Origin of the sequence: Succinivibrio sp. (assembly GCF_045124615.1) — a bacterium.
GTDB classification, from domain to species: domain Bacteria; phylum Pseudomonadota; class Gammaproteobacteria; order Enterobacterales; family Succinivibrionaceae; genus Succinivibrio; species Succinivibrio faecicola.
Window position 1 is genome coordinate 1 of the sequence record NZ_JBGVMC010000196.1, and the last position, 19,500, is coordinate 19,500.

A 19,500-nucleotide genomic window follows, 5' to 3' on the forward strand; every position below is an offset into this window, starting at 1 on the left:
TCTCTCTGCCTTCAATATAGCCTACAGGAGTTTTTACAACTGGTCTTGCATAGGATACATTAAATACGAACACTAAAGAGAGAAGCAATGTCAGCAGTATACGATGTATCATATGAAAACCTATACTCAAATAAATTAAAAATCAAAATGTTCTTTTAATACGACAAACAAATGATAACGATCTTTGTCACATAAATCGGTGAACAAAGCCGTTTATTTTTCAATTTCATAAGCAAGCCTTATGAAGTGCTCTTTTACAACTGATTTTATCTCAAAGTTGAGGTGTATAACTTTAGTTTTTCAGATTTGCAGGAATACTGTTTCCTCAGAATATTAAACTTCTGATTACAAATGAGGATGTGAGAATTATTCTTCGACAGGAGACGTGCTAAAGTATTCACATAGATACTGCATCGCAAGCAGAGGATGCAGAGCAAATACAGAGAATACTCTCTTGTAGGTAATAAGAGGAGCCCTTGCAGCAGTCTTTGCATTGCGGTGTACTACGTTACTAAAACCTCTTTGTGACATTTTCGATCTACAAAATGTTGTAACGTTCATAACCATACTGTTAAGACCTACAAGTGAAGCTAAATGGTTATCATCACAGCAGTGCTGATTATCCTGAAGCAGAACAGTGTCTAAGATGTTATGCTGTGTTTCAAGAAGCCAGCGTTTCTTCAGTGAATGAACTAGCTGTCTGCAGTTATCTTCTGTGTAGCTAAGGCTTGAGATGTAATACAGCACAGATTCTGAAGGCTTTCTTTCAACAGAGTTTTTCTTATCGTCTCTTAAGTGTGCTCTTACAATTTTTCTTACTCTAATTACAGTTCCTGTATTAGGATGTATGCTGCTTAACTGATAGCCTTCAAGCTTCTGCACAGGAACAATATCATAATACCTTGTCTCAATGCGTGAGCTCTCCTTTTTAGAAAACTCATAATGGAAGTGTTCACCGCAATCCTTATTCTCATTAAGGAAATTGCTGATAGCTTCAACTGTAGTTTTGTTACCACAATTGTTTTTGATAGTGAATATCCAGTCGAGGTTGCGGGAATTAAGGAACTCGATTAACTCTCTTCTGGCGTTCAGAGCATCAGCATAAAAGATGTCATCATTATGGATGTGACATTTATCAAGCATAGCCATAAATGCCTGTGTTTCGCTGTTCTTTTGCTTAACAAGAGTGTAATCAATGACACAGCGACTGTCACAGTCAAAAAGACTTACCCTGTGAGCTCCTTTTTTCTTGCGGCTTGATTCACCTCTTCTATACGAGCTTCTAAGCTCCTGTCCGTCACCTCCTATAAGGTGACGATACTCAGATAGAGGATTTTCATCCATATCTTCAATTGAGGCTTTAATGTTATCTAAGAGCTCTTTTGTCTTTATGCGTATATCACCAAAATACTGCCTGAACATCGATGAAAACTCATCATCTGGTATCATCTTCAGAAAGAATCTTATGGTTTCTGCTGATATCATCCATCTTGGAGATGGCATTCCAGGTATTAGGTACTGCAGTATTGGATTATGCTCAAACCAGAACTGTGCGTGCTCTTTACAGTCTTTGTTTCCGCATAAAGATGACCAAAGTACTACCATGAGTACTACATCGGAGTTATAGACTACAAAATCAGGATCTCTATCATCATACTGAAAGTATTTTCTTGAAAGATCCTGTCTCATTGCCATTACAGCAAAGTTTTCAGGACATTTTTTGATGAATCTTTCTACCTTTTGCTTTGCTCTATAGACGTAGTCCATGTATTCATCAAACAGATAGTCACCTTCGTAGTAACCTCTCTTATTCAAGACTTTTACGTACTGCTCAATGAAATCATCTTCAGAGTCTGAAGGTGCATTAAAGCGAGTGTGCGCTAAGGCATACTCCTCTAATTCCTTAAACTCCTGCATTGATTCCATTTGAAGACACCATAAATAAAACAGAAACTTTCAGTATTTGATCAGAATTCAGCTCTTATGGCAAGAAAAATCTTGATCTGTGATCCATAGATCACATAATTTTCATAGGCTGTGATCTTTTGATCACACTAAATATGCGAAACAAATACTAACTTTGAAATAAAACTTGTTGTAAAAGAACACTCAGACAGGCCTGCTGCTGATTGAATTTAACCATCTCTAATTATGTGATGGCGATCGATATGATTTTTTTATCGTATTCTTTTTTATATAAGGCGGGAACTACAAATGCCCAAATCTGATAAAGGGTATATGGTAATGAAATAAAAAATGCAGAAAATAAAAGTACTTTAAGTGGTCCCATCACAGGAGCTGTAACACCTACTGCAAGCAGTTGCGAATTGTCAGGAAGGATACTCATAATAGGAGCTGACGCATAATCAAACAACTCTTTCATAAATGGAGACAGTACTGCTATACAGACAACAATTCCTGCAATGATAAGCATAAGCCTTTTTCTGAACTCTAAAAGATGCTCCGTTATGCTCATGCTTTTAAGTTGTTCTGATGCCCTATCACTCATTTTTAACTCTGACCTCTGCGTGTCCTTCATTTATCGCAGCTTTTATTGAGGCAAGCTCTTTTTCCAGATCATTAAGTCTCTTTAAAAGATCATTTTCATTTGAAGACTTATCTTCTTTAAGCGAAGTGTCTTGGTTTTGCACTGAAAAATCTTCTTTTTTGACAGTCCACATTCTTTTATCTGTATGGACAGGAACTTTTGATACAAGAGGATCTTTTAAAGCTCCTGAAAAATCAGAAACCACACTATTTATCGATTTTTTCTGCTCTTCAAGACCAAGCTCTTTTTGAATCATAACTGCATAATTTTTTGCTTTTCCAAAAAGAGAGCCTATATAGAAAGCAACTTGAAATGTTTTAGAAGGACCTAAAATTACAAGAGAAATCACGACAACAATCATGATCTCATCAAGACCGATAAAACTCATTATTTATTCTCGATAGAATCTTTTTTATCGTTTTTTTGAGTATCAGATGATTCTTTCATTCCTTCTTTGAAACCTTGAATAGCACCACCAAGATCTTTGCCTATGTTTTTTAGTTTTGATGTTCCAAATACTAATGCAACAACTAAAAGTAAAATCAGCCAGTGCCAGATGGACATTGCACCCATAACTAAATCTCCTATTCTTATTTACAGTTTCAAGTATCGACAGATGAGTTACAAGATGCAAGAAAATGGGTAGATGACAGCTAACTTTGCACATAAAAAATACACATCTTTCCAAAAAAGATATTCTCTTGCGCAAATTCTGTGCTGATTTACTCTATTTTTAGGTTCTTCAAAAACAGCAAATCTCGTTATATTTTTACAGATTACCTAATAAATTTGCTAAAATTGAGCAAACATCCAAATGAGACAGAAATGAAACAGAATATCTATAAGCAACGAGCTCTTTTTTTGCTATTACCATTAGGTCTTTTGGCAATAATAGCCTTTGCTTTTGACAGACGAATTCCTACAGGGCTTAACTATAATCTTCAAGCCATTCTTCTCACTTTATCAAGAAATGTTTTACCTGGATTTTTCGCAATAGCTGTAGCCTGTCTTATTCCATGTATAAACCGTTTTTATCAGCTTATTGCAATCGGTTTTAACTATGTACTGATTAGTTCAGTATGTATCACGTTCTATCCTACCTTATTTCCACAACCCACACCTTGGGTAGTAGCATCTCTGTCGGCTGCTCTTTTCTTGTTGCCAAATTCTGATGCAGAAGCAGAGGTTGATACATTAAAATTCGGCTCTCTTTTAAGAAAAGCATTAGGTATCATCATTACACCTTCACTGATGCTACTCATATTTGTTGTTCTTGTAAGAAATATCGAACACTCTATCGTAATTACTTTTACTTCTGTATTTGTAGACTCGATGCTAGCGTGCATTTACGTACCTATTTATGAAGTAATGCTTACTTTAGGATTCAGTCCTCTTTTGAACAACTTAGCTTCAATGCAGTCTGAATCCATGACAACTAATGCTATTCTTAATAGTGTTATTCTAGTAAACATGTTTTCATTTCCTGCTGTTATTTTTGCAAAAGCAGCATTTGAAGACGGTTTCTCAAGATTATTCTTGCTATTTCTTGCCCTAATAACTTGTATAACAGCAAAAAATGGAACCTGCATCAGCCTTGAACTTGCAATCATCTTGATGTTTTATCAAGGAACAATGCTTGTTCTTATATTAAGTTCAATCTTTGTTTTCTTTGTCTGTCTATATCTTCAGATCCCTGCATTAACTGGTTTTGAGCAGCTTTATATACCTGACATGATCTTTAGGAATATGGCTTTAATGAATATGCATGTACATGATTTTTCAGCTATTTTCTTTGCCATTGCTATTCCTGTTGTCTTTCAGTCTGTACTCTCTAAAATCAGTATGATCAATTATCTGAGAGTAAAATTTAAATACAGAAACCAGACTGCAGGATTCAAACTCAATCAAATAGATTCTCCTGAGCTATTACTTATCGGTCTTCTTAAAAATCTAGGAGGACGAAGCAATCTGCAGTCAGTTATGATGATTGGTGAAGATCTATACGTAAAAGTAAAAGACTTTTCAAAAATATCTCAGCATGGCCTGCTTGTTCTTGGTAAGCGAAGAGTCGGATTTTTAAGATCAAAGAATGAAATTAGACTAAGCCTGAAACAGGATGCGAATATCATCGAACTTAGAATAAGAAACATTATTGCTAATGAACTAAATTATATTAGCGATGATAATGAGGTCGCAAAAGAATTCAATATTTCACAATATGTCCATTCCCTAAAGGAGAAAACAGGTGACACAAAATAATGACTGGATACAGATCAAAATCAGAACAACAAACAGCTTTTCTGATGCTGTTGCAGAACTGTTAGAACAGTTAGGTGCACTGGCTGTAAGCTATACAGATGCTGAAGATTCTCCTATTCTAGAGCCAAAACCTGGTGAAAGACGCTTATGGCCTAACACTGAGGTTACAGGTCTTTTAGATAAGGGAACCGATCCTGAACCTATTCTTGCAAAATTAAAGGCAATTTTAGGCGATCATATTCCTATGGCAGCAACACATCTTGAGGATAAGAACTGGATCAGAGCTTGGATGGATCAGTTCAAGCCATTAAAATTTGGTTCACATTTATGGATCTGCCCATCATGGCTAAAGGTTGAAGAAGAAAACTCTGTAGTCGTTATGCTTGATCCTGGTCTTGCATTCGGTACAGGTACACATCCAACAACTGCATTGTGCCTTGGCTATCTTGATTCGCTTGATCTGAAAGACAAGCTTGTTTTAGATTACGGCTGTGGCTCAGGTATTCTTGCTATTGCAGCATTAAAGCTTGGTGCAAAAAAAGCCATGGGCGTTGATATAGATGAGCAGGCTTTGCAGGCATCTTTAGAAAATGCAAAAAGAAATGATGTCGATGACAGATTAGAACTTGTCATGGGTACAGACAAGAAACTTGATCTTCCAAAATCACAGATAACTGTAGCAAATATTCTTGCAGGTCCTCTAGCACAATTAGAGCCTGTAATTGCAGATCTGACAGCATCAGGTGGATTACTTGCACTTTCTGGAATCCTGACAGAGCAAGCAGATGAGGTAATTGAGGCATACTCAAAAGACTTCATTATGAACAAGGTTAAAGATAAGGACGGATGGGCCTTACTAACTGGCACAAGAAAGTAGAAATTCACATCTTTTTCTTCAAAAGCCCCGATATGACACATAGCATATCGGGGCTTTATTATTTTTAAACTTTTTTCTTTTATTATTCAATCAATTAAATAAATAATTGAACTTGCGGTACAATTATTTATTGACAACCGCCCCCTTTTGAAGAATAATTAGACCAACGGTTTAATTATATTAAAAAGATTTCAAGACACTATGAAAAATCATTACCTTTTGCTTATAGCTGGAATTCTGATATCTGCAGTTTGTGCATTCCTTGCATATATTGAATTTATTGCATCAGAATTTACCCCTAAAACCAGCAAAAATCTCAAGGGCGTTGATGATCAGATACAAAAAGTTCTGTATTATGCATCCCTTGCCCCAAGTTCCCATAATGCCCAGATGTGGAAGGTAAAAATAAACCCATCCATCAATACGATTTATATCACTTTAGATGACTCCAGAACATTAAAAGTCATCGATAAAGAAAACAGGGAAAGTTACATCTCTATTGGATGCTATGTAAAAGCATTAGAGATGGCTTTTAAAGCATTCAATTACAAAACAATCACAACCATACAGGAAGAATCAAAACAGGTTTTACTTACTTTTTTAAAGGATAATACAGGAGATATTAATCATGCTATTCTTAATTCTTTAACTAAAAGACATTCTGATAAGCAGATATTTACAGACAGGATGCTTGATAAAGATCTTGTTACTAAATTATCTGCTGTATCAGATAATGTTATTCTTGTACAAAAAAAGGATAAATCCTATAACGACCTAACTACTCTCATAAAAGATACGGTAAAACGACAGTCCTACGATAAAATGGCTGTAGCAGAGCTTGCATCATATATGAGATTTTCAGATGATGAATCTAAAGAAAAACAGGATGGACTCAATGCCGAACAGCTAGGTTTGAGAGGACTAAAAAAGTTTTTCTATTACCTTTTTGTTAACTCAAGTACTGTTTTAACTGAAACATTTTCAAAACAGACTGTCAGCATTATTAACAAACAGATAGACAGCGCTCCGGCTTTTGTTTTACTCGAAAGTTATGGAGACGACTTTAAATCTAAAGTAATACATGGAATGGAGCTTATGGAATTATGGATGTTCCTGACAGACAACAATGTTGAGGTTCACCCAATAAGTGCTCCTATTGAATATAAAGATAGTATAAACAGAATCAATAAAATTCTAAACAAACAGACAGATACTGATATGATATTAAGAGTTGGTTATGCAGAAAAATATTTACAAAACCACCGTCTGCGTAGAAATCTTGATAAATACATTGAGGTAGTAAAGGATTAATGGCCAGAAGAAAAAAAGAGGAGCCTACTGTTCACAGACAGGCAATAGCAAATGCAGCTAATGAACTGTTTTCATCTAAAGGTATTGATAATACATCAATGAATGAAATTGCTAAGCTTGCAGGCTACAGTAAGGCTACTTTGTATGTCTACTTTGCAGATAAAGAGCAGCTTGTATCTTATCTAGTTCTCAGAAGTATGAATACACTGTATGAGATCATTAGTGTACAAATGCAAAACAAAGAAAAGAGTGTTGAAGAAAGATTCTTTTCATTATGTATGGCTTTATACAATTATCAGCAGCAGTATCCTTTCTATTTTGCCTTAACACAAAAGGAAATAAGAGTTGTCGGTGATCTTAGTGACTTTACAGGCGAAGAAAAAGAATGCTATGAAGTTGGTAAGAAAATTAACGCCTTAATTTATGATTATCTAAAAGAAGGTAAAGAAAAAAAGATCTTCAAACAGGATCTAAAAGATTTCTCAACTGTATTTGCAATGTGGGCAATGATTTCAGGAATAATTTCAATTACAGCAAACAAGAGAAATTATATTGAATTATCTAGCCAGGAAAGTATAGATACTTTCCTCAATTACTCCTTTAGCCTCGTGTATAAAAGTCTCCTTACATAAAGAATACACATACTTTAGGCCACATCTTTGAATGTGGCCATTTTTTTCAAAAGTTCAAAATCACATCTTTTTGATTTATAAAAACAAATTCATTTCAATTGGCGTTTTGCGCCATTTTAAAGATAGCAAAAAAAAATCTCTGTCGTATCATCATGATAAATTTAGGAGATTAAATATGCTTTTTAGAAAAAAATATAAAAACAAAGGACTCTTTCTTGATGTTAAGGATTTGTGCTACTTAATTGATAAAAGAGTAAATCTCAATATTGAAAAAAGAGTGAGCGAAAGGCTCATTAAAGATATTGGTCATACAAAAATCTTTAATGAGCTTGAATACCTTGTACTAAAGGATAAAACAAATCTTAAGACAAATCCTGAGACAAAAGAAAACTATGACACATTTGAAATTAACCCAGGATTCAATTATCAGGATCAGTTTATAAGCACAGTCGCGCTAATAAAGGAAACATCCCATTTATCAGATGATCATATTCTGCTTTATACTGACAGACTCAACGATTTCTTTGGACCTCTAAATACAAACGAATCTAAAGGTTCTATTCTTGCCTTAAGCTATAAGATCATACTGTATGCACTGAAAATTGGAAAAAACAACTCATATTATTTTGAGGATAACTCTGTAAAAGATGCAGCTCTTATGATCATGCTCAGCGCAACTACATACTGCCTTGGAAGAGCTTTACATTCATTTATAGTTAAATCTAACGAAGATAGCAAAAATGAGGTTGAATACAATCCTATCAATGAAACATTAAGAGAATTTATCTTAAAAAACGATATTCTCAATATTAAGCAAATCTACAAAGAGTGCAAAAAGGATCATATTCAAATTCTAAAAACAGGACTGATCATTGCAAATTCCTTAGTTAAGGATACCCGTGAGCAACTTGATAACAAAGAGATGATATATAACCTCTTTTGTATAAAAGAAGACGATATTCTCTTTAAGATCCTAAAAAAATCAATATGTGTATGCCTTGAAAATGCAGAATGTGACGATCAGTATCTAGAAGCTATAAGACCTGTTTTTATAGGAAAAACTCATACACCTAAAGACTGGGATACAAACGAGGAGTTAAAAAATAAACCTTATTTTTACGACAAGGAACTGCTGCTTAATACTAATATTCGACAGGCTGTAACTTACTATGTAAATAAAAATGAAAGTGTAATTAACCGTTTTATGAACGATTACAAGGAAACAGTAGAAAAGCATTATCTTGATAAAATTGAAAATGAAAACAAGACTCATAGTTTTGAAAATACTCTGGCTGAATTGAATGCGGAAAATAAAAAGAATTTTGAAAAAAGAGAAAGATTGGTCAAATCATTTGAGACCACTCTCTCTGGTTTTAATATCGAACCTAGTACAGAACCTAAAGAGTACCATGATTTCTTTTTGCGTAATGAAGATTTCTATGATGATGCAGACAAAATCTTTATTGTGGGAGATACAATTGAGGAAGCTCATGAATATTTTGATGGATATATACAAAAGATAGAGGACTTAGCTCATCTTGCATCATCAAATGAAGAGGTAAAGAGATTACTTATAAATGAATGCTCAACTATAAAAAGATGCTTGGATAATATTAACGGATTTGCAAGAGATAAAGCGGTAAAAATAGATTTTCAACTGTCTCAGGATCTTTTCAATGCAACCTTTTTTGATGATTACTTCAAAATTCTCAAAAAAGTTGTCATCTGCGTAAAGGGGCCAGAAACCAAAAATGTTGTAACCAAATATATGGCAAGATTTATTCAAGACCACTTAAAGAAAATTACAGATGCTTTAATCGAAATTCTTAACTAAGTTCTTTTTTAAGAATGTAAAGAAAATCCATAGCACCTTGAAGATCCAGCTCACTATGAGCATAAGCCATCTGTTTTAATTCTTGAGAGATATATTCATCATGCTTATCTCTATCAAGATGGTGGATCTTCTTTACCAGATCTACTGGATTTATTTCCGAATTGTTTATTAGGTTAAAAACTGCAACCTTAAGAGAATCCATAGGAACAAATTCAAGTTCAATATGGGATTTATACAGACTGGCTTTTATATTCTCTTTTTTCAATAAAAGAACAATAGTCTGCATTACTCTATCGCCTTTCCAAGGGAATAGGGAAATACCCTTTGCTCCTTCATAGTAATGACGTTTTTCAAGCCCAAAATTATTAAAAAGCGCTATTCCTCTTAACAGATGCTCTTTTGCTTTTTTATTCAGATAAGAAGGAACCTTTTTGTTCAGATAGATATCCTGCATTCTCTCTCGAATGATGTCATAGATTTTTCCTGAAGCACCATTTACGGTTAAAGGCTGTGCATCATACTGATATGGTTTAACGCTGATAACATGTCGCTTTGATGAAAAGAAAACAACTCTCCAGCCTCTACCAGCAAAAAGAAAAGTAGAATCTACCTCAAGTTCATAGTTTAAAGGTACTGATCCAATTATATGACCGTCATGTTCAATCAGGTATTCTTGAGGTGTATCAAAGGCAGCATAAAAGCTCCACTCTGAAACTAGACTTTCACCATTCAATCCTAAAGTGAGTGAACCATCGTTTAACTGTACAATCAGATCGTGTTCTCCAAGCGATCTTAAAAATGCACTGAATACTTTTGGTGTGCACAGGCAGAATGGTCCTGTCTGACATAAAAGTTCATAAAGTGACTTTGCACTAGCTGATCCAAAAGATGCAATAACAGACAGAGTCTGCTGAAGAAGTGTTGAAAACGAATACTCATGAGATAAAGGAGGTTCATACCACCTTTCAAGAAGAAGCTCTATCATAGCAACTGTCATGATAGTATCTTCATAAAGCTCCTCATGATTTGGATTGTCCTCACCTTCAGGAAGAAAAACTCTCAATACAGCTTTATGATCACGACGGCCAGCTCTTCCAAGACGTTGTCTTAATGACGCTACTGAAATAGGATGATCAACCTGTCCTATTGAATTCACATCTGAAATATCAATACCAAGTTCAAGTGTAGCTGTACAGATCGCTGTTGTAGGCCATCTTCCTTCCTGCAGTCTGTATTCAAGTGATTCTCTTAAATCCTTTGATAATGAGCCATGATGAGGGAAAAATTCGTTTGGTACAAAATTCTCTGAGCACTTCATTTCAAGTTTTGCTGCAATTTCTTCTGTAGCAGATCTTGAATTGCAGAAGACAAGATTGTTTTTGCCTCTTAGCAGTCTGAAGATATCATCTGATATCTTTGAATAAGCATTTTCTTCAAAGCCAGCCTTTATTTCAGATGTTTCCTGTAACTGCTCTGATAAGGAATTATCATCATTTTGATTATCCTTAAAAAAAGAATCCTGCTCAAAAGGTTTGTCATAGCCTTTTATCTGGACACTTAAAGTATCTTCTGCCCCCTTTGGAGCTGTAATAATTCTGCAAGGTACTTTAGAATTTGGTCTTAAATAAGATGAAACAGAGCTAGCATCAGAAAATGTTGCAGATAGGGCAATTCTTGGAATTAACTTACCAATAAGATTCTCTAATCTATGAAGCTGAGATTGGAGCTGGTATCCTCTTTGAGTACCCATAAATGCGTGGAACTCATCAATTACAACATAACTTAAATCCTTCATGCTTTCTTTAATCCATTGAACATGGTTAATAAGCATTGATTCTAAAGATTCAGGTGTTGTAAGGATGATTCCAGATGGAGAGTTTTTCAGATTCTTTTTCTTGCTTGCACTAACATCACCATGCCATGGAGTTACATTATCAGCACTAAATTCACACATCTGCTCTAATCTTCTACACTGATCGTTAATCAGAGCCTTTAGTGGACTGATATATAAAATCCTGATTCCTGTTTTTTCAGGATTTTTGTGAATTGCTGTTATTGCTGGTAAAAAAGCAGCTTCTGTTTTTCCACTTGCAGTTGAAGCTGAAATAATAACATCACTCTTAGCCTCGAGAATAGGCCTAACAGCCAACTCTTGAATGGGTAGTAAAGACTGCCAACCTTTTTTATGCATCCATCTGATTAGCGAAGGATCTAGTAATTCGAGGCTTTGTGCATTCATATCTATAATGTAAATGAAGTCAGATCATCGTCATCCTCATCATCCTGAGATGAAGAATTTTCATCTGATGACAGAGTCTGACCTTTTACTATTGTAACTAATGAGGTATCTGTTTCTGATTCAATCTTGATAGAGCCAATCAGTGCCTGCCATGAAAGATCAGGATTCTGCTCGATAACTGATAAAAGATCTACAAATGCCTTAATTGTATTTCTTGGTGTTCTGAAATATGCATCACCGATATTCTTTGAACAGTGTACTAAAAAAGCTTTTAACGCTTCATCAGGTAAAAGGTAGTTTTCACTCTTACCAGATGCAAATACATTTCTGATATTGCAAAGCAGAACAAAAATTTCTTCAGGAGAAAGATTCTGAAGCATAAGAATAGGACTTCTGTAATCAACAACATTTGCTACTTTTGCAAAGGTATTTTCTGCAAGTCTTGAGTGTAATGCTTCATATGAATACAGACCTTTTCTCTGATCCATCAAAAATTCAGGTGTTCCACCGAACATAAAACCAATGTTCTGAGCTGATCCCTGAAGACAGTCATTTAATATTCTTAAAAGCTGCTCGTAGTTAGAAGTTCTTGCCCTTTGAGATGGTAATTTGTACAGATTTACCATTTCATCAAGATTAACTAAAAGGCCTTTATATCCAGCCTGGGTTATAAATCTTGATAAGAGCTTAATGTGATCATAAACATTTGAGTCTTCAACTATTGCTCTTACACCAAGATCCTTTCTTGCATCTGCCTTAGTTGTATATTCTCCACGAAGATAACGGATTACACAGCCTTTTAACTCTTCGTTGCCTTCGTTATATGCCTGCCAGTATTTAGCAATTACCTGAGCAAAATCATAGCCGTCTACAAGCTCTGATAGAGATGAAAGCTTTTCTTTAATTACCTGCTCTACATCACGACCAGTCTCATCAGCAATTCTTCTTTGCTCTGTTATGAATTTCTCTACAAGAGGAACCATAGCATTGCCTTCTGGATGAGCTCTTGTTGCAAGATTTCTTGTTAATTCCTTATAAAGAGATCTTGCCTGACCTGATGATGCAAATATTCTTCTGTCAGGGGATAAATCAGCGTTGATTACAACCAGCCCCTTTTCTAGCGCAATATAGCGGATAAGCTGAAGAAAGAAGGATTTACCAGCACCAAAATCACCAATAACCATTCTGAAGGCACTGCCACCTTGAATAATATTATCAATGTCTTCGATTAGAGCTTTTACTTCATTAACTCTTCCAACCTGAATATATTCAAGTCCTGCTCGTGGAGTAACACCCGCTCTTAATGATTGGATAATTGCAGCACGTTCCCTTGGTCTGATGTTTGCCATGGTAACTCCTAAAAAAAATGTAAACTGCATATTATATAACATGTTTTCTTTATGTAGAGAATAATTAATACCGTATGTATCATATTCAATATTTGAATTTCTCAAAAAAATCATTCTTTTCTATACTAAAAATAACTTCTTACACAATAAAGGTGCATTTATGTATGTTCAGATAAGAATGGTTCGTAACTGCAAATACGTATATGTAGTCGAAAACAGGCGAAGAAAGAGCGATGGAAAAATTGTAAGAAAGACCATCGATAAACTTGGTAGATTAGAAGATTTACTCAAAAAAGATCCACTCTTTGTTGAACATCTAAAAGAAGAACTGAAAAATAAAGGCGAAATTGCAAAAGCTGAACAGCGAATATATGAAAACCTGACAATAAAAGCTCAGGATAATGAGCTATCTGCCAATCTTAACAATGGATACCAGTTTACCTATTATGCAAACGAACCGTTAAAAAGGTTCTGGGATGCATATTTAAACCTTCATTATTATTTCAAATACCTTCAAAGAAAATACTACAGGGACTTGGCTTTTAATATCGAGGAAAAAGTATTTCATATGATGCTTGAATATCTTATTCCTGAGGCCTTTACCCTTAAAAGATCAAATGCATTTTTTAATGAAAAGGTTGATCTGCTCCTTGAACGAAAAACGGATGATGAATGTAAGGAAATTATCTTTAATACAAGAACTCGTTTTGAGAAATTTATAAAACGATTAGATAGAATCAGATTTCCATGGTATCAGACTGTTGCAAAAGAATATGACATCCTTTGCGCTGCAATAAAAACAAACTTTGATAAGGATAGTTATATTGCAATTTTTAAACATATATTAAAACAGAGCTTTCTTTATTGCATAAATCATTACTTATCACAAACGCATAAAGTATCCTCTCTTAATGTAATTGAAGAGGCAATTCAAAACTCCAAACTGATAAGAGTAATGCCTCTTGATAAAGAACAAAATGAGACTGTTTATATAAAGATTGCTCATAAAACTACAAAAATAATGGACGCTATTACCCTTATTGTAGGAATGGATATTGTTGATAATTGCCAGACAGAACGAGAACTTGTTCGAAAACTTCGATACAGAAAAAAAGATCTGGATGTTGATAATATCGAAAATGAATTTGATTATGACAATCCAGATTATGAACTTGTCGATCAGAACAAACCTAAGGAAATTGAAAAAGAAAGCAGTATCAGCTTCGTTTTCGGATTAAGACACACATAATGATTCTTACAAAACTGCATTTGGCATATTTTTCATATTTGTATTGCAACCGCATCTTTTACATAAAGGAATGCTCTTATCATGACTTGTAAAATAGACACCTCCCCATTTACATAGCTCCTGCAGTGCAGGTAGAAGAGTTTTACAATAATCTGAAAGACTATACTCAACATGAGGTGTCAGTTCTGTTGATAAAACATGTTTTACAATCAGATTTTTATTTAGCATTTCTTTTAAAGTTGCACTTAATACAGCGTCGGAAACTGATACAAGCTCATCTCTGATCTTTGAATATCTTACAGTACCATGTGTATGAAGAACACAGAGAATTCGACTATTCCATTTTCCACTTATTAGAGAAATGGCGTACTCAAGCGGGCAACGAATATCTTCTTGCTTTTTCTTCTGATACATTTTTTATCCTTACAAAGAAAATTATTTGTGGCTAATAAATTTATTTGTATCTTACATTTAGTCAAACAATAAATAATAATTCAACAATATACAGTAAACATACCGACATATAAAGGAGATAAAAATGAGAAATGAATCTTGCACATTTAAATCACTAGATCTCAATGCAGATAGAACAGAACTGCATGATCTTTTAAAACTCACAGGATGTGAAGTTTCTATTAATAATATGGCACCAAATACTCAGGTCCCATTTTTTCATTACCACAAAGAGAATGAGGAAGTGTATATAGTGCTAGAAGGTTCAGGTTTTGTATACGCAGATGGTGAAACTATAAAAGTTGAAAAAGGATCTGTATTCAGAATGTCTCCATCTGCTAAAAGATGCATAAAAGCAAACGAAAACGGCATACGTTTTTTGTGCATTCAGTGCAAGGAGAATTCACTAACTCAGTTTACATACGGTGATGGTGCAATAGATAAAACTATTGAATGGAAGATTTAGTGCTTATCTATGACCAAGACTAATGATTGGAAAAGATAATATATATTGTTGTTAATAGGCGGAGATTTCTCCGCCTTGTTACTTGAATTTAAGCTAAGCGAGCTTTGTGCAATTGTTCTTCTGTTGTATTGGAATCTTCTTCTGAATTTAACTCTTCATGAAGTTTTTCAAGAGACTCAACAGAAATGATTCTTGCTTTTGGAATAAAGTTGAACTCTGTTGCTGTAGCTGATGTATAAGCCCCCATCATTCTGCCAACAAGCAGATCACCAACCTTTAGGTGTGGTAAATTGATTCCCTCAGCAAGAATATCAATACTGTCACAAGTAGGACCTGCAAGTACACACTTTTCAGTTAGTGGACTGTCAGCAACTACAGATTTTGGATATACAACATGATCAAAAATCTGACCACTATAGCTTCCATAAACGCCGTCATCTACATAGTACCAAGGAACATCCTGGCGACGAGAAACACCAACAACTGATGAAACAGAAATCATGCATGGTGCTGCAATAAATCGGCCAGGCTCTGCTTTAAGCTCTAGATTCTCAGGAAGCTTGTTGCAAGCTTCACGAATTGGAGCACAGAATGCATCAATATCAGTATCTTCAGCATTTAAATAATCAACAGGGAATCCACCGCCAATATCAAGGATCTTAAGGTCAATTCCATCTGCTTGAGCCTGACGAATGATACCGTTACATGTTTCAATAGCTTCAACATGACGCTTAGGATTAGGTGCTTGTGAACCAACATGGAAAGAAAGTCCAACAACGTTAATTCCAAGTTCACAGGCAGCCTTTAGCAGATCCATTGCCTCATCTGGAGTGCAACCGAATTTCTTTGATAGATCTACAGGAGTTTCTGGATTTGGGAAACTTAATCTTAAAAGTAACTGAACATTCTTCTTGTATGGAATGAATTTTTTAAGTTCACAAAGATTGTCATAGACAAATACTGAACAGCCAAATTCCAATGCATAACGAATATCACTGTCTTTTTTGATAGGATGCGTATGAATGCAATCGTTAGGAGATACCCCCTGACTCTTTACAAGATCTATTTCTCCATTTCCTGCAAGATCAAAACTTGCACCAACTGATTTTAATGCTCTTATAACATTAGCGTCAGGTAGTGGTTTTACAGCATAGTGAAGTCTGAAATTAGGCAAGGCTTGCTTTAGTTGAAGATACTGGTTCTGTACTTTGGAGAGATCCTGAATTAAGAATGGAGAACCGAATTTTTTAACGGCTTTTTTTAAGTCAGCATTAGTTAAAAGTGACTGTTTCATTGTCTTATTGTACACCTCGACTTAGAGACCTTTGTGTCTCCGATAAAAAATCCCGGCCAAACAATGTGACCGGCGTTGTTTTTTTTTGCGGCGTCAACTTTAAGGAATTATGATAAATATGACAATACTTTTTTTAAATTAGTTTATTAGCACCAATGTAGTGCAAATCACTGTAAAAATAGCAATACAATACAATACAGGTTTAAAATCAAAATACGTTTCTTTCACGCCTGTTTTTTAATTATTTTGTAAATTAAGAAGAATTCTTTTTTTGACCTTGCCTTTAACTTTTGAACTATTCAAATTTTTCTGTAGATCTTATTATTATAATAAGTATGTAATCACTCTTATCTATACAAGGAACAAAATGGCAATTGCAACATTAAAGAACTTTGATGAATATGAAAAGAACTATTACTCATCATTACAGGCACATCCTAACTACAAAACTTTAGCTTCAATTATTGAGCCTTTTTTAAAAGAGATAATTGAAAAAGGCGAGTTCTACGTAAGAGTTCATACACAAACGCTTAAACAGATCTTATTATCAGGAAGACTAAAGAATGCTTTAGAAGCATCAGGATCTGCAAGCTTTGGCGGAGGAAAGTCCCGTATAAACAGTACAGTGCACCTGTTTAACTGTAACACAGAAGAATTAAAAGACTCAGACTACCCAAGATTTGGATATCTTTCATGTAAAGACAGAAGAAGGAACTTTTTTGCCACTGCTGACATGGGATTTCAGTATGGAATGAGTGTCATTAGATTAAAAAAAGAGAAACTTTTTAATAGAACTACAATAAGTGTTGGATCAACATTAGATTTTGGAAGTTATAATTTTTTAGTACCAAGCTATCTTGATAATCCTAAAGCAAGTTGCATTGTATCTTTCCCTAATCATCCATTGCAAAACATTATAATGGCACCACACAATGCAGGAACATTTAAGAACCTTGAAATTATTGCAAAAGGAATAATAGATAAGAAAATTACAGTTGATAACTTTTTCAAAATTGATGATCTATTTGGAGATATGGTTCCTCAGTTTAAGTATTTTGAACTGCAGTTTCATGGCGATATAAAAACTGATGATTTTGAATGCATTGATACTGATGAATTAGATCCAGATGTCGAAAAAATCTGTAACGATCTAAAGATTAATATCGAAGAAATGGCTTTATAAGGTCTTTAAGAAAATCATACCCAAGACCTTAAGCAATTTTAGCAGAAGGGTTTGGTTGGTTAACGATCTGCCATACTAAGTAGGCAGATCTTTTAAGTTAACAATATCTCGATTAGATGGCTTTGTTCATTTACATCGCAGAGCTATGTCATCGAGAAGTTCTTAAAATTTGATATACAGTGGACGACTTGCGAAAAAGTAGGGCATTGAATAAAACCTCAAAGCAGTCATTCTGTTTATGGAGCTTTAGCATAGAAATCCATTCAAAACTATTTCCTTTGGCACATTTAAGACCGGTAAAGGTTTTGATGATTGAAACAGCTAAAGACAACAGGATGAAAGAGAGAATGATGTTCTCATTAGCTGAGTTAATGCTTTTTAAGCAGTTACTGCGTTTATTTGCTTTGTTAAACAGTTCAATAGTCCATCTGAGTCTATAGAGTAGGTAAATCTGTTTAGCACCTAATCTGTCGTTAGGGATATTACTGGATCTAATTGCCCAAACGGAAAGTTTTGCAGTCTTGAAGAAAACCATTGATCTGAATCTACGTTAGATGTGTTAAAACTCATTAGGATACACCTTTTTGGCATCAGACAGGTTTAAGTATTTTATGGCATTAAAACCACCTGCTGTCTTTGAAGCTATTGCAATAAAAGGTTCTACAGGTATTTGCATTAGCAACTGTAAAGCTTGTTCTTTTTTACCACTTTCAAAAATTGAGTATGCCTCGTTTCGGATTTTTTCCTTCTCTTCTTCCGTCATTTCAATATCATACTTTTCTCTGCAAGCGTAATAATCCTCCCACTCTTCTTTTGTCATTTCTGGGAAATCCCTATACTTTGGAGGATTTGGTAATTTCTCTGGTATTCTCATATTCACCTCAATGTTTGTAAGTCACACATGAAAGGCAGAAAAAAGTCTTAATTTCAGACAGAAAAAATAATTTATCCTCACTTTTCCAAGAACATTAACAGATAAGGTTATAGACTTTATCTGTCGATGTTTTTTAGTCAATTTAAGTCAAAATATCGAACGATTTAACTTTTTTCTGATTTAGTCTCATCTTTTGAATCACTTTGGCTTGTTTATCAAGTATTAAAACTAAAAATATTCAGTGATGCGTAACTTCTACCTATGAATCAGATCCTAGATTCACCAATTATATACCGATCATAAATCCTGATGTATATGCTAAAGAATTAGCAATAGAATTAGGGGCAAAATCTATAAATGATCTTCCACGAAATATACAAAACAGAATAAATCTCAAAGCAGGGAAACAAGCAGTTAAGGCTAGAGAATATGCCTTTTCAAAAGGAATTGACTTTGGTATAGAGACTACAGCGACATCTGAAACCACTCTAAAACTAATTGACAAAGCTCATTCTTTGAAATACAGAGTCATGTTGGTCTATTTTATGTTACCAAACGTTGACTTGCATATTACTAGAGTAAATCAAAGAGTAAAAATGGGAGGTCATTTTGTTTCAGATGAAGATATTTCAAGAAGATATATTAGAGCTCATTCATTATTTCCAAAGCTCTTAAATAAAGCTGATACAGCATACGTATATGACAACACTTTTGGTTATAACCTTGCATTAGAAAAGAATAATGGTAAATACACATTATTTTCTTCCAATGAAGAGATAAAGGAAAAACTTGAAAAAGCGGTAAAAGAAATAACAAAAAACAAGGTCACCAAAAAGAAGGACATAGAAAGATAATACCTATTTCCTATTCTCAGGAAAATAAACGTACATATTTTTTTGTGCCGTCAGCATATAATTCGTAAATCCCTTTTT

General features: G+C 34.4%; 20 protein-coding genes. 9 read left to right on the forward strand and 11 right to left on the reverse strand.

Annotation, left to right across the window (positions count from 1 at the left end; all coding sequences use genetic code 11):
- Positions 1 to 366: 366 nt before the first annotated feature.
- The 4 genes from ACJML3_RS05025 to tatA all read right to left on the reverse strand — a co-directional run bounded on the left by ACJML3_RS05025 (position 367) and on the right by tatA (position 3,121).
- A complete protein-coding gene (locus tag ACJML3_RS05025; protein WP_406021160.1) occupies positions 367 to 1,926 on the reverse strand; it encodes an ISAs1 family transposase in 1,560 nt (519 codons plus the stop codon).
- Between the two features lie 223 nt (positions 1,927 to 2,149).
- Positions 2,150 to 2,509, reverse strand: coding sequence for a twin-arginine translocase subunit TatC (locus tag ACJML3_RS05030; protein WP_406021162.1), 360 nt, complete (start codon positions 2,507 to 2,509; stop codon positions 2,150 to 2,152).
- Complete coding sequence (locus ACJML3_RS05035; protein ID WP_406021164.1) at positions 2,502 to 2,936, reverse strand: hypothetical protein; 435 nt, start codon at positions 2,934 to 2,936, stop codon at positions 2,502 to 2,504. The genes ACJML3_RS05030 and ACJML3_RS05035 overlap by 8 nt, the downstream gene beginning before the upstream one ends.
- Positions 2,936 to 3,121, reverse strand: coding sequence for a Sec-independent protein translocase subunit TatA (tatA, locus tag ACJML3_RS05040; protein WP_406021165.1), 186 nt, complete (start codon positions 3,119 to 3,121; stop codon positions 2,936 to 2,938). Before tatA ends, ACJML3_RS05035 begins: the two co-directional genes overlap by 1 nt.
- 252 nt (positions 3,122 to 3,373) lie before the next feature.
- On the opposite strand from tatA, the gene ACJML3_RS05045 reads away from it, so the two are divergent.
- The 5 genes from ACJML3_RS05045 to ACJML3_RS05065 all read left to right on the forward strand — a co-directional run bounded on the left by ACJML3_RS05045 (position 3,374) and on the right by ACJML3_RS05065 (position 9,461).
- On the forward strand, positions 3,374 to 4,807 hold the full coding sequence (locus ACJML3_RS05045) for a hypothetical protein (protein WP_406021167.1): 1,434 nt from the start codon (positions 3,374 to 3,376) through the stop codon (positions 4,805 to 4,807).
- On the forward strand, positions 4,794 to 5,684 hold the full coding sequence (gene prmA, locus ACJML3_RS05050) for a 50S ribosomal protein L11 methyltransferase (protein ID WP_406021169.1): 891 nt from the start codon (positions 4,794 to 4,796) through the stop codon (positions 5,682 to 5,684). Before ACJML3_RS05045 ends, prmA begins: the two co-directional genes overlap by 14 nt.
- A gap of 201 nt (positions 5,685 to 5,885) precedes the next feature.
- Complete coding sequence (locus ACJML3_RS05055) at positions 5,886 to 6,995, forward strand: hypothetical protein (protein ID WP_406021171.1); 1,110 nt, start codon at positions 5,886 to 5,888, stop codon at positions 6,993 to 6,995.
- Positions 6,995 to 7,627: a TetR/AcrR family transcriptional regulator gene (locus ACJML3_RS05060; protein ID WP_406021173.1), complete on the forward strand. Its 633-nt coding sequence runs from the start codon at positions 6,995 to 6,997 to the stop codon at positions 7,625 to 7,627. Before ACJML3_RS05055 ends, ACJML3_RS05060 begins: the two co-directional genes overlap by 1 nt.
- A gap of 175 nt (positions 7,628 to 7,802) precedes the next feature.
- Complete coding sequence (locus ACJML3_RS05065; RefSeq protein WP_406021175.1) at positions 7,803 to 9,461, forward strand: hypothetical protein; 1,659 nt, start codon at positions 7,803 to 7,805, stop codon at positions 9,459 to 9,461.
- Here the strand turns inward: ACJML3_RS05065 and ACJML3_RS05070 are convergent.
- A complete protein-coding gene (locus ACJML3_RS05070; protein ID WP_406021177.1) occupies positions 9,454 to 11,652 on the reverse strand; it encodes a DEAD/DEAH box helicase in 2,199 nt (732 codons plus the stop codon). The genes ACJML3_RS05065 and ACJML3_RS05070 overlap by 8 nt on opposite strands.
- Positions 11,653 to 11,702: 50 nt before the next feature.
- Positions 11,703 to 13,049: an ATP-binding protein gene (locus ACJML3_RS05075; protein WP_406021179.1), complete on the reverse strand. Its 1,347-nt coding sequence runs from the start codon at positions 13,047 to 13,049 to the stop codon at positions 11,703 to 11,705.
- Positions 13,050 to 13,209: 160 nt separating this feature from the next.
- Here ACJML3_RS05075 and ACJML3_RS05080 point away from each other — a divergent pair, with 160 nt between their 5' ends.
- A complete protein-coding gene (locus tag ACJML3_RS05080; RefSeq protein ID WP_406021181.1) occupies positions 13,210 to 14,298 on the forward strand; it encodes a hypothetical protein in 1,089 nt (362 codons plus the stop codon).
- Between the two features lie 6 nt (positions 14,299 to 14,304).
- On the opposite strand, the gene ACJML3_RS05085 is transcribed toward ACJML3_RS05080, so the two are convergent.
- Positions 14,305 to 14,712, reverse strand: a complete 408-nt coding sequence (locus ACJML3_RS05085) for a winged helix-turn-helix transcriptional regulator (protein ID WP_406021183.1) — start codon at positions 14,710 to 14,712, stop codon at positions 14,305 to 14,307.
- Positions 14,713 to 14,836: 124 nt separating this feature from the next.
- Between ACJML3_RS05085 and ACJML3_RS05090 the strand changes: the two genes are divergently transcribed.
- Positions 14,837 to 15,217: a cupin domain-containing protein gene (locus ACJML3_RS05090; protein WP_406021185.1), complete on the forward strand. Its 381-nt coding sequence runs from the start codon at positions 14,837 to 14,839 to the stop codon at positions 15,215 to 15,217.
- An 88-nt stretch (positions 15,218 to 15,305) separates the two neighbouring features.
- On the opposite strand, the gene ACJML3_RS05095 is transcribed toward ACJML3_RS05090, so the two are convergent.
- Positions 15,306 to 16,511, reverse strand: coding sequence for a type III PLP-dependent enzyme (locus ACJML3_RS05095; protein WP_406021187.1), 1,206 nt, complete (start codon positions 16,509 to 16,511; stop codon positions 15,306 to 15,308).
- Between the two features lie 367 nt (positions 16,512 to 16,878).
- Between ACJML3_RS05095 and ACJML3_RS05100 the strand changes: the two genes are divergently transcribed.
- Positions 16,879 to 17,694: a hypothetical protein gene (locus ACJML3_RS05100; RefSeq protein WP_406021189.1), complete on the forward strand. Its 816-nt coding sequence runs from the start codon at positions 16,879 to 16,881 to the stop codon at positions 17,692 to 17,694.
- Positions 17,695 to 17,842: 148 nt separating this feature from the next.
- On the opposite strand, the gene ACJML3_RS05105 is transcribed toward ACJML3_RS05100, so the two are convergent.
- The 3 genes from ACJML3_RS05105 to ACJML3_RS05115 all read right to left on the reverse strand — a co-directional run bounded on the left by ACJML3_RS05105 (position 17,843) and on the right by ACJML3_RS05115 (position 19,073).
- Positions 17,843 to 18,229, reverse strand: coding sequence for a hypothetical protein (locus ACJML3_RS05105; RefSeq protein WP_406021191.1), 387 nt, complete (start codon positions 18,227 to 18,229; stop codon positions 17,843 to 17,845).
- 24 nt (positions 18,230 to 18,253) lie between these two features.
- On the reverse strand, positions 18,254 to 18,568 hold the full coding sequence (locus ACJML3_RS05110) for a hypothetical protein (RefSeq protein ID WP_406021192.1): 315 nt from the start codon (positions 18,566 to 18,568) through the stop codon (positions 18,254 to 18,256).
- A gap of 286 nt (positions 18,569 to 18,854) precedes the next feature.
- Positions 18,855 to 19,073 (reverse strand): hypothetical protein, encoded by a 219-nt coding sequence (locus ACJML3_RS05115; RefSeq protein WP_406021194.1) that lies wholly within the window; start codon positions 19,071 to 19,073, stop codon positions 18,855 to 18,857.
- 40 nt (positions 19,074 to 19,113) lie between these two features.
- Here ACJML3_RS05115 and ACJML3_RS05120 point away from each other — a divergent pair, with 40 nt between their 5' ends.
- A complete protein-coding gene (locus tag ACJML3_RS05120; RefSeq protein ID WP_406021196.1) occupies positions 19,114 to 19,422 on the forward strand; it encodes a hypothetical protein in 309 nt (102 codons plus the stop codon).
- Positions 19,423 to 19,500 lie beyond the last annotated feature (78 nt).